This window comes from uncultured Salinisphaera sp. (genome assembly GCF_964012375.1).
In the GTDB taxonomy this organism is placed as follows: domain Bacteria; phylum Pseudomonadota; class Gammaproteobacteria; order Nevskiales; family Salinisphaeraceae; genus Salinisphaera.
On sequence record NZ_CAXGSH010000116.1, the window covers coordinates 1 to 10,236 of the forward strand.

The following is a 10,236-nucleotide window of genomic DNA, read 5'->3' on the forward strand; positions in this document are numbered from 1 at the left end:
GGTAGCGCACATGCGCCATCATCAGCGAATCTAGCCCCTGCTTGATGAGCGCCCCGTAGGGGGCCATGTCTTCAGCCAGACCGGTGCGATCGCGTTCGTCCACCGGCAGCTCGGCATGCGAGTCGGCGACCACATAACCGTGACCGGGGAAATGCTTGGCGGTACTGGCACTGCCGGCATCGCGCAGTCCTTCCCCAAGCGCCTGCGCCAGCGCGCCTACCGTCGCCGCATCGCCGGAGAACGCCCGATCGCCGATGACGGTGGACGCGCCATAGTCGAGATCGACCACCGGCGCGAGCGGCATGTCCACGCCCACCTGGGCCAGTTCCGTGGCCAGTAGCCAGCCGATTTCGCGGGCGGCATGCAGCCCGGCGGCCTGATCGCGCGCGGCGAGCGCGCCGATGGCCCGCATGGGCGCGACGCGGGTGAAGTGATCGCGAAAACGCTGCACGCGCCCGCCTTCCTGATCGGCCGCAATGAGCAGGTTCGGGCGCACGCGGCGCATGGCCGCGGTCAGCTCGGTCAGCTGCGCCGGGTCTTCGTAGTTGCGGGTGAAGATGATCACGCTGCCCACCGCCGGGTGGGCGAGCACCTGTTCGTCTTCGGAGGTCAGCCGCGTGCCCGCCACGTCGACCATTAGCGGCCCGGGCCGTGGAACCGTTTCATTCATGAATCACAACCTTTGTGCCGACTTCGATCCGGTCGAACAGATCGATGACGTCGCTATTGGACATGCGAATACAGCCGGTCGAGCCCGGCTTGCCCATGACCGCGGTATCCGCCGCGCCGTGGATATAGATCAGCCGTCGCATGCTGTCCATGCCGCCCAGGCGATTGCGCCCGATCTCCTCGCCGCAAAGCCATAGAATGCGCGAAAGTACCCAGTCGCGGCGCGGCGCCGATTCGGCCAGTTCGACGGAATAGATTTCGCCGGTCGGGCGACGATTTTTGAATACCGTGCCCGGTGGCTGATCGGCGCCGATCTTCGCGCGAATACGGTGTTTGCCGCGCGGCGTCTGATTGCTTCCCTCGAACTCGCCGCCGCCCTTGGCTGCGGTCGACACATCATATTGCTTGATCTCGCGATCGCCTTCGTCGAGCAGCGTGAGGGTCTGTTCACGCAGATCGATATCGATATGCTGCTTGCTGCCCATCATGCCCCCCAGCTCGAATACGGTTCGAACGCCAACGCATGGTTGTAGTAGCGCGGGTCGTCCGACACCTCCTCGCCCAGCCAGTCCGGCCGCTCGAAGGCTTCATCGACCGTATTCAGCTCGATCTCGGCGACCACCAGCGGCGCGTTGGCGCCGACAAACACGTCCACCTCCCAGGTATGCCCGGCGTGGCGTACCCAGTACCGGGTCTTGACCACCGGCGGGGCCACACACAGACAGGCCAGCATTTCCCGTGCCTCGTCGAGCGGAATGGAATATTCGTATTCCGCCCGCACGGTGCCGACCGTGGCTGCCTTGATATTGATATTGGCCTGCTCGCCTTCGATACGAACCCGTACCGAGGCGGGTCCATCACCGCAAAGATACCCCTGCTCGAAATCCTGACTCGCATGGGCCTGTTCGCGCCAGCTTTCATTGCAGACAAGAAACTTGTGTTCGATTTCTGTGGCCATCGGCGTTCCTGTGAAGACAAGCGCAGAACGGCTGGCTATGCGCCCTCGCCGCCCTGCTTGACGAATACCGCCATCGACTCGACGTGGGCGGTATGCGGGAACATGTCCATCACGCCGGCATGCGTCAATCGGTAGCCATACCGATGCACCAGCTCGCCGGCGTCGCGGGCCAGCGTGGCCGGATGACAGGAAACATAGACGATACGCTCCGCACCGGTCGCAGCGATGGATTCCAGCATCTCTGCGGCACCCGAGCGCGGCGGGTCGATCAGCACGCGATCGACTTTCTCGCGGCGCCAGTCGGCATCCGCCGGCGGCTCGAACAGGTTGGCCACGTGCGCTTCGATATTGTCCACGCCGTTGACCCGCGCATTGTCTCTCGCACGCTCGACCAGTCCCTGCTCGCCTTCGACGGTGATCACGCGCCGCGCCTTGCGCGCCAGCGGTATCGAAAAATTACCCAGCCCGGAAAACAGCTCGAGCACATCGTGCGACGCGTCGACTTCGAGCAACGCCAAGGCCTGCTCGATCATGCGGGCATTGATGCCGGCATGGATCTGGACGAAATCGTTCGGCTTGAAATACAGCTTTGCATCCCAGGCTGGCAGCTCGTAGTAGAGCGCCGGCGCATCGGCATCCAGCGGCGCGATGGTGTCTTCGTTGCCGGGCTGCAGGTAGATCGAGAAATCGAAGCGCTCGCCGAATTCGCGTAACCGTTCGCGATCCGCCTCGCTTGGCGGGTCGAGCACGCGAAAGACCAGCGCGATGGCATTGTCGGCCGCAGCCACTTCGATCTGCGGCAGGCGCTCGCGGATCGACAGGCCATCGATGAGTTCGGCCAGATCGGTCAGGCGGTTGCCGACCGGCGCGACCAGCACTTCACAGCGGTTGAGTAGCGCAATAAACGGCGCACCGCGTTCGCGAAAGCCCACAAGCGTGCCGCCCTTCTTTTCGACGTATTTCACGCCCAGACGCGCCCGGCGGCGATACCCCCAGCGCGTATCCACCAGCGGCGCGAGCACCGTCTCCGGCTCGACCTTGCCGACGCGTTCGAGCGCGGCCATGAGCTGGCCCTGCTTGAATTCGAGCTGGGCATTCTCGCCGGCATGCTGAAGCGCGCAGCCGCCGCATACGCCAAAATGCGCGCAGCGCGGCGTGACGCGTTTGGCCGAGGCCGAAAACAGCGTTTCCAGCGCGGCTTCCTCGTAGCTTTTCTTCTGCTTGGTCGGCCGATAGAGCGCCTGTTCGCCGGGCAGCGTATCCGCCACGAATACCGCCTTGCCGTCGACGTGGCCCACGCCGCGGGCGTTGCTGGCCAGATCCACGATATCGACGATGCCCCGATCGGCCGGCTTGCGCCGGCGCTGGCGACGACTCATCGGAGAGATTGCCTATCGCAGGCGGCTATCGATCGATCGCTGGCCACGGTCACGGCTTGTCGTAGACGCCGGTGGACAGATAGCGATCGCCACGGTCGCAGATGATCATGGCGATGGTCGCATTCTCCACTTCGCGGGCGATGTTCAGCGCTGCGAATACGCTGCCGCCCGAGGACGGCCCGGCAAAGATGCCCTCTTCGCGGGCGAGGCGCTTCATCGCCGTTTCGGCATCGGCCTGATCGACGTCGATGACCTGGTCGACGCGCTCGGGCTCGAATATCTTGGGCAGATATTCCTCCGGCCAGCGACGAATGCCCGGAATCTTGGACTCCCCGGCCGGCTGTACGCCGATGATCTGGATATCCGGATTCTGTTCCTTGAGGTAGCGCGAGCAGCCCATGATGGTGCCGGTCGTGCCCATCGTGGCCACGAAATGGGTGATCTGGCCGTTCGTCGCCTGCCACAGCTCGGGGCCGGTGGTTTCGTAATGGGCACGCGGGTTGTCGGGGTTGGCGAACTGATCGAGCACCATGCCCTTGCCCTCGCGCTGCATTTCGGCGGCGAGATCGCGTGCGCCCTCCATGCCCTCGGCCTCGGAAACCGAGATGATTTCGGCGCCATAGGCGCGCATGGAGGCACGACGTTCTTCGCTCATGTTCTCCGGCATGATCAACACCATGCGATAGCCCTGCATGGCCGCGACCATGGCCAGAGCGATGCCGGTATTGCCCGAGGTGGCTTCGATGAGCGTGTCGCCCGGCTTGATATCGCCGCGTTCGGCGGCGCGCCGGATCATGCTGTAGGCCGGTCGATCCTTGACCGAGCCGGCGGGATTGTCGCCTTCGAGCTTCGCGAGCAGCGTGTTGGACGCATGCGCCGAATAGCTCGCGGGCAGACGCTGCAGCCGGGTCAGCGCGCTCTGGCCGACGAAATGATCGAGCGTCGGGTAACGGGTGTCATTGCTATTCATTGGCGAAGTTTAGCAGTGCCGGCCATGCCGGGGAATGACCGACGAAAGTGGGAATAAGCGGCTCCAGGCTGGCTCAGCGCAGTGCGCGCCGGCCGCTGTCCATGGCGGCACGCATTTCGCGCACGGCTTCGCGCAAGCCCATGAATACCGCGTCCGCGACCAGCGCGTGGCCGATATTGAGTTCCACGATCGCTTCTATCGCCGCGATCGACGCCACGTTGTCGCGCGTCAGGCCGTGCCCTGCGTGCACCTCGATACCCAGGTCCCGCGCCTGGGCCGCGGCATCGACGATTCGGGCCAGCTGCTCATCGCGCGCGCCCGGGTCGGTCGCGTCGGCATAGGTGCCGGTATGCAATTCGATGAAGCGGGCACCGGCTTCGGCCGCGGCCTCGATCTGGTCGGCGTCCGGGTCGATGAACAAGGCCGCCTGAATACCCGCGCCGTGCAGCCGATCCAGCGCATCGCGCACGGCACTGAGCTGGCCACACACGTCGAGTCCGCCCTCGGTGGTGAGTTCTTCGCGTTTCTCGGGTACCAGACAGGCATCGCGGGGCTTGAGCCGCTCGGCAATATCCAGCATTTCTGCCGTTAGCGCCATTTCGAGGTTGATCGGCACATCGCCGGCCTGCACCAGCGTTTCCACGTCGGCGTCCTGGATATGGCGCCGGTCTTCGCGCAGATGCACGGTAATGCTGTCGGCGCCAGCCGCCATCGCTACGCGCGCGGCCTCGGCCACATCGGGGTAATGGGTGCCGCGTGCCTGGCGCAGCGTAGCCACGTGATCCACGTTCACGCCCAGGCGCAGCGGTGCATGACCATTGGTCGAGTCGTTCATTGACAGTCTCCGGAAGGCGAATTATCGGGCTCGGTAGACGCCACGCCGGACGCCTTAAATGCCTGCATTGCTTTGAGCGTTTGTACGGATTTCAAGGGCTGGGTGCCAAGATGCGGTGCAATGGCCCGCTGCATGAGGGTGCGCGCGGCATGCACGTCGGCACGCCCGCCAAAGCGTCCGCTCACCAGGCCCTGCAGGGCGCTGCCGGCAATGGCCACCTCGTCATCGTCGACACGGCCCACACGACGCCGCAGGCCGAGTTCAGGCGCATAGACGTATTCGACCGCGGCCTCGACCGGTTCGCCGGTATCGCTGGTGATATCCAGCGGTACACCGTAACCCAGCTCGTCGAGCAGATCCCGCTCGAAAAAGCGTAGCGCCACCACGGCCGGCGCGCGGTCGTCGAGGGCTACCAGCAACGCCGCGAGACTGTCGTGAATAGCCGGGTGCGGATCGTCGCGGGCGGTCAGGCGCATGACCAGTTCGCTGGCATAGAAACCGGCCATCAGTGCGTTGCCGGCCAGGCTGTGGCGCCGCCGCGTATCGATATCGGTGAGCGTGTAGAGCTCGCCGCGCCCCGACCAGGCGAGTTCCAGTGCTGCCAACGGCTCCAGCAGCCCGCGCCAGCGCGACTTCGGCCGTCTTGCGCCCTTGGCGACCACGCCGATACGCCCGTGCTCACGAGAGAAGGCTTCGACGATGAAGCTTGTCTCCCGCCATGCACGGCGGTGAAGCACGATAGCCGGCGTTAGATCAACGCGCACGCTTAGGTTCTTCCACGGTCGTTGATCGCTCCCGGCAGGGACCCGCGCCCGTCGCGTGCCGCGTCACGTTTACCGAGCGTCATCGGCGTTAGTGCCTGGATAGCGATTGCACCGGCCGGCCGCCTCGATCAATGCCCCAGATCGCGCACGCTGGCTTCGCTGTCGATCCAGTTTTCGCGCACCTTCACCCACAGGCGCAGATCGACCCGATGCTGCAGGCGGTCGACCAGGTCCAGGCGGGCCGCACGCCCGATTTTCTTGAGCATCGCGCCGCCCTTGCCGATCACCATGGCCTTGTGATTGTCGCGCGACACCCAGATACAGGCATGGATCTCGATCTGCTCGCCGCCTTGCTCAAAGCGCTCGATTTCCACCGCGGCCGAGTACGGCAGCTCCTGCTGCATGTACATGGTGAGTTTTTCGCGCACCGTCTCGGCGGCGATGAATCGCAGGTTGCGATCGGTGTATTCATCCTCGGGGAACAGAAACGGCCCTTCCGGCATGCGCTGTGCGCACTCGGCGACCACCGAATCGAGGTTCTTGTGCTTCTGTGCCGATACCGGCGCGACGAACGCGAACTCGCGGCGCGCATTCATCTGCTCGATGAACGGCAGCAGTTCGGTCTTGTCGGCCACGCGATCGACCTTGTTGATCACCAGGCCCACCGGCGTACGAATCGACGCCAGCCGTTCCAGCGCGGCAGCGTCTTCGGCGCGCCATTGCCCTGCCTCCACCACGAACAACACCACGTCGATGCCCGCCAGGCTGGACATGGCGGTTTCGTTGAGCACGCGATTGAGCGCGCTGCGCTGACCGGTATGCAGCCCCGGGGTATCCACCAGCGCGATCTGCAGGCCCGGCTGGGTGAGCACGCCGACAATCCGATGACGCGTGGTCTGCGGCTTGGGCGTGACGATACTGACCTTCTCGCCGACCAGCGCATTCACCAGCGTCGACTTGCCGACGTTGGGGCGGCCCACCAGGGCGACCATGCCACTGCGCGTGGGGGAAGTGTCGTTCATCGATGAATATCCTTTGCTGTCATGAGTCGGCGCCAAGTTTCGTGAGCATGCGCCGTGCTGCGTCCTGTTCGGCCTTGCGTCGACCCCCGCCCTCGCCTTCGACGCTGTCGCCGCTGTCGGCAAGCCGACAGCGCGCCACGAAGTGCTGGCAGTGATCGGCGCCGGTAACCTGCACCAGTTCGTATTCGGGACGGCTGCGCGCACGCGCCTGCAGCCATTCCTGTAGTTGGGTCTTGGCGTCCTTGAGGCTGGCCGCCGTCGGCAGGTTCGCAAGCCGCTTCGTATACAGGCGCAGGATCACGCGCCGCGCGGCATCGAAGCCGGCTTCACAGTAGATCGCGCCCAGCAGGGCCTCGACGCCGTCGGCCAGAATCGACGCACGGCGCCGGCTGCCGTTACGCATTTCGCCCGGCCCGAGCACGATGGCCGCGCCCAGTTCGATTTCGCGTGCGATCGCAGCCAGCGTGGCTTCTCGCACCAGCGACGCCCGCAGGCGCGACAGATCGCCTTCCGGCGCGTCCGGGCACTGCTCGAACAGCGCCGCGGCAATAGTGAAGTTGAGTACGCCGTCGCCCAGGAATTCCAGCCGCTCGTTATGATCGGCCTCCGCGCTGCGATGCGTTAGCGCGCGCTTGAGCAGCGCGCGGTCGGTAAAGACGTAGTCGAGGTGTTGCTCGAGCGTGGCGCACACCTGCTCGCGGTTGGTATCACTCGGCCCCATTGTCACCGGTCAGAAGCGCTTTTTCCTCGAAGGAGTACACCATGGAAATATTGAAAAGCAACGGCCGGCGTACCTCGTAGGCCACGGAAAGCTCGCGCCCGCCGCCGCCGACCCGGCTGACGGCCACATCACGGCCGGTGATGTTGTCAACGTAGCCGGAATCGAAGCGACGCTGAATCGCCTGTTGGATGGCCGCCGCAGGGGCCGTCTTGAGCTTGGGCTGTTCGGCGGCCCACTCGATGGTTTCGCGGATGTCGTAGGCGGTCAGATAAACGGGCACGCTCCTGATGGCGACCAGCAACAACAGGCCGAGCGTTGCCAATACGTAAATCAGCGACCACATGGTCATGCCGCGCTGGCGTTGCGGGCTCACAGAGATTGAGGGTTTGGCAGACATATCGTGCTCGTCCTGCTCGGCTGGGTTTTATCTGTTATCGGCCCGTCAATGCAGAATATGACCGATGCGCGAGAAGCGCACATCGAATTCGGAGAAGTCCACGCTCATCCAGATCATGAAGGCCTTGCCCACCAGGTTTTCTTCCGGCACGAAACCCCATACGCGGGAGTCCGCGCTGTTGTCGCGGTTGTCGCCCATGACAAAATACTTGTTCTCGGGAACCGTCACGCTTACATCGGGGCCACGGCGGCCATCCACCTGGAGTATGGGGTGCTGCATGCCTTCCGGCAGCGTTTCCATGAACTGGTGCATGGTCGATAGCGCATCGGCATCCGGACCGTCATAGACGCCCAGCTGCTCCAGATCCACCGGCTCGCCGTTGATGAACAGGTGCTCGTCGGCATAGGTGATCTGATCGCCGGGCATTCCGATCACGCGCTTGATGTAGTCCTTGGTCGGATCGGGCGGATAGCGAAACACCACCACATCGCCGCGCTCCGGTTCGCCTAGATCCAGAAACTTGGTATGAAAAACCGGCGCACGCAGGCCGTAGCTGAACTTGTTCACCAGCACGAAATCGCCCACCAGCAGCGTGGGTACCATCGACTTCGAGGGGATACGAAACGGCTCGAACACGAAGGCACGCAGCAGCAGCACCGCCAGCAGAACCGGAAAGAAGGAACGCGCGAACTCGATGAAGCCATTCGGCTCGTCGCTCTTGTCGCGCTTCGGCGCGAGCAGCAAACGATCCACCAGCCAGATAATGCCGGTCGCGATGGTGGCGAGCGCGAGCCAGGCTTCGAAATCCATATGCACGTTGTTCATTACGGGCTAGTCCGAATCGTCGGTCGACAACACGGCAAGAAACGCTTCCTGCGGAATTTCCACGCTGCCCACCTGCTTCATGCGCTTCTTGCCTTCTTTCTGCTTTTCGAGCAGCTTGCGCTTGCGTGACACGTCGCCGCCGTAGCACTTCGCGGTCACGTTCTTGCGCATGGCCTTGACCGTGGAGCGGGCCACGATGCGCGTGCCGATCGCCGCCTGAATGGCCACGTCGAACATCTGGCGCGGCACGATTTTCTTGAGCTTTTCGACGAGCACCTTGCCGCGCTCGTAGGCCTTGTCGCGATGCACAATATGCGCCAGCGCATCGACCGCTTCGCCGTTGATGAGCACGTCCAGGCGGACCAGATCCGCGGCCTGGAAGCGGGCAAAATCGTATTCGAAGGAGGCAAAGCCGCGCGAGACCGACTTCAGTCGGTCGAAGAAGTCCAGCACGACCTCCGACAGCGGCAGTTCGAAGTTCATGGCAACGGAGTTGCCCATGTAGTTCATGTCCTTCTGCACGCCGCGCTTTTCCATGCACAGCTGCAGCACCGGGCCCACGAATTCCTGCGGCATGAGGATGCTCGCATGGATGATCGGCTCACGGATTTCGTCGATCTCGCCCAGGCTGGGCAGGGATTGCGGATTGCTGATGGCCTGGACGTCGCCGCTTGTGGTGAGCACTTCATAGACCACGGTCGGCGCGGTCGTAATCAGATCGAGGCCGTATTCGCGTTCAAGACGCTCCTGCACGATCTCCATGTGCAGCATGCCCAGAAAGCCGATCCGAAAGCCGAAGCCCAAGGCCGCCGAGGTCTCCGGCTCGTAATTCAGGGACGAATCGTTCAGGCGCAGCTTGGACAGCGCGTCGCGAAAATCCTCGTAGTCGTCAGAGTTGACGGTGAACACGCCCGCGAACACGCGCGGCTGAACCTGCTTGAAGCCGGGCACGCGTTCGGCACAGGGATTGTGGGCATGGGTGAGCGTATCGCCCACCGGCGCGCCGTCGATGTCCTTGATGCCGGCGATCACGTAGCCCACTTCGCCCACTTCCAGCGCATCGAGCGGCTTTTTCTTGGGCGTGAAGATGCCCACGTCGTCGACCTGGTACTCGCGCGCGGTGGACATCACCTTCATCCGGTCGCCCTTGGCGAGGCGGCCGTTGCGAATACGCACCAGCGACACCACGCCCAGGTAGTTGTCGAACCAGGAATCCACGATCAACGCCTGCAGCGGCGCCTCCGGGTCGCCTTCCGGCGGAGGTATGCGCCGGATGATCGCCTCCAGCACTTCGGTGATGCCTTCGCCGGACTTGGCTGAACACAGCAGCCGCTCGGTGGCGTCGATACCGATGACGTCTTCGATCTGCTGGGCCACGCGATCGGGGTCGGCCGCCGGCAGGTCGATCTTGTTGAGCACCGGCAGGACTTCCAGATCCTGCTCGATCGCGGTGTAGGTATTGGCCACGCTCTGGGCTTCGACGCCCTGGGATGCATCCACTACCAACAACGCGCCTTCACAGGCAAACAGCGACCGCGAGACCTCGTAGGAGAAATCCACGTGCCCCGGCGTATCGATGAAATTCAGGGTATAGGTTTCCCCGTCGGCCGCCTCGTAATCGAGCGTGACCGCCTGGGCCTTGATGGTGATACCGACCTCCCGCTCGAGATCCATCGAATCGAGCACCTGTTCGGCC

At 63.8% G+C, this 10,236-nt stretch carries 12 protein-coding genes; all 12 read right to left on the bottom strand.

The window, feature by feature from the left end; all coding sequences use genetic code 11:
* The coding region (nagZ, locus tag ABNU97_RS15795) for a beta-N-acetylhexosaminidase (protein WP_348767635.1) at positions 1 to 670 on the bottom strand (670 nt) is incomplete at its 3' end.
* Positions 663 to 1,154 carry a L,D-transpeptidase gene (locus ABNU97_RS15800; protein ID WP_348767646.1) on the bottom strand — a complete coding sequence of 164 codons (492 nt, stop codon included), beginning with the start codon at positions 1,152 to 1,154 and terminating at the stop codon, positions 663 to 665. The genes ABNU97_RS15800 and nagZ, both read right to left, overlap by 8 nt.
* Positions 1,154 to 1,627, bottom strand: a complete 474-nt coding sequence (locus tag ABNU97_RS15805; RefSeq protein ID WP_348767636.1) for a CYTH domain-containing protein — start codon at positions 1,625 to 1,627, stop codon at positions 1,154 to 1,156. The genes ABNU97_RS15800 and ABNU97_RS15805 overlap by 1 nt, the downstream gene beginning before the upstream one ends.
* Before the next feature lie 35 nt (positions 1,628 to 1,662).
* Positions 1,663 to 3,006, bottom strand: coding sequence for a 23S rRNA (uracil(1939)-C(5))-methyltransferase RlmD (gene rlmD, locus ABNU97_RS15810; protein WP_348767637.1), 1,344 nt, complete (start codon positions 3,004 to 3,006; stop codon positions 1,663 to 1,665).
* A 49-nt stretch (positions 3,007 to 3,055) separates the two neighbouring features.
* Positions 3,056 to 3,976 (bottom strand): cysteine synthase CysM, encoded by a 921-nt coding sequence (gene cysM / locus ABNU97_RS15815; protein ID WP_348767638.1) that lies wholly within the window; start codon positions 3,974 to 3,976, stop codon positions 3,056 to 3,058.
* A 73-nt stretch (positions 3,977 to 4,049) separates the two neighbouring features.
* The gene (locus ABNU97_RS15820) at positions 4,050 to 4,811 is read right to left on the bottom strand and encodes a pyridoxine 5'-phosphate synthase (RefSeq protein ID WP_348767639.1); all 762 of its coding nucleotides are present in this window, start codon (positions 4,809 to 4,811) and stop codon (positions 4,050 to 4,052) included.
* On the bottom strand, positions 4,808 to 5,575 hold the full coding sequence (gene recO / locus ABNU97_RS15825; RefSeq protein WP_348767640.1) for a DNA repair protein RecO: 768 nt from the start codon (positions 5,573 to 5,575) through the stop codon (positions 4,808 to 4,810). Before recO ends, ABNU97_RS15820 begins: the two co-directional genes overlap by 4 nt.
* Positions 5,576 to 5,703: 128 nt before the next feature.
* Positions 5,704 to 6,597, bottom strand: a complete 894-nt coding sequence (era, locus tag ABNU97_RS15830; protein WP_348767641.1) for a GTPase Era — start codon at positions 6,595 to 6,597, stop codon at positions 5,704 to 5,706.
* 19 nt (positions 6,598 to 6,616) lie between these two features.
* Complete coding sequence (gene rnc, locus ABNU97_RS15835; protein WP_348767642.1) at positions 6,617 to 7,318, bottom strand: ribonuclease III; 702 nt, start codon at positions 7,316 to 7,318, stop codon at positions 6,617 to 6,619.
* A complete protein-coding gene (locus ABNU97_RS15840; RefSeq protein WP_348767643.1) occupies positions 7,305 to 7,715 on the bottom strand; it encodes a DUF4845 domain-containing protein in 411 nt (136 codons plus the stop codon). Before ABNU97_RS15840 ends, rnc begins: the two co-directional genes overlap by 14 nt.
* Before the next feature lie 45 nt (positions 7,716 to 7,760).
* On the bottom strand, positions 7,761 to 8,540 hold the full coding sequence (gene lepB / locus ABNU97_RS15845; protein WP_348767644.1) for a signal peptidase I: 780 nt from the start codon (positions 8,538 to 8,540) through the stop codon (positions 7,761 to 7,763).
* A gap of 6 nt (positions 8,541 to 8,546) precedes the next feature.
* On the bottom strand, positions 8,547 to 10,236 hold a 1,690-nt coding region (gene lepA, locus ABNU97_RS15850; RefSeq protein WP_348767645.1), incomplete at its 5' end, for a translation elongation factor 4.

What these genes read in the sequence shown, in the direction of transcription:
- ABNU97_RS15800 (WP_348767646.1), bottom strand. Translation starts at nt 1,154, where the DNA reads ATGGGCAGCAAGCAGCATATCGATATCGATCTGCGTGAACAGACCCTC.
- ABNU97_RS15805 (WP_348767636.1), bottom strand. Translation starts at nt 1,627, where the DNA reads ATGGCCACAGAAATCGAACACAAGTTTCTTGTCTGCAATGAAAGCTGG.
- rlmD (WP_348767637.1), bottom strand. Translation starts at nt 3,006, where the DNA reads ATGAGTCGTCGCCAGCGCCGGCGCAAGCCGGCCGATCGGGGCATCGTC.
- cysM (WP_348767638.1), bottom strand. Translation starts at nt 3,976, where the DNA reads ATGAATAGCAATGACACCCGTTACCCGACGCTCGATCATTTCGTCGGC.
- ABNU97_RS15820 (WP_348767639.1), bottom strand. Translation starts at nt 4,811, where the DNA reads ATGAACGACTCGACCAATGGTCATGCACCGCTGCGCCTGGGCGTGAAC.
- era (WP_348767641.1), bottom strand. Translation starts at nt 6,597, where the DNA reads ATGAACGACACTTCCCCCACGCGCAGTGGCATGGTCGCCCTGGTGGGC.
- rnc (WP_348767642.1), bottom strand. Translation starts at nt 7,318, where the DNA reads ATGGGGCCGAGTGATACCAACCGCGAGCAGGTGTGCGCCACGCTCGAG.
- ABNU97_RS15840 (WP_348767643.1), bottom strand. Translation starts at nt 7,715, where the DNA reads ATGTCTGCCAAACCCTCAATCTCTGTGAGCCCGCAACGCCAGCGCGGC.
- lepB (WP_348767644.1), bottom strand. Translation starts at nt 8,540, where the DNA reads ATGAACAACGTGCATATGGATTTCGAAGCCTGGCTCGCGCTCGCCACC.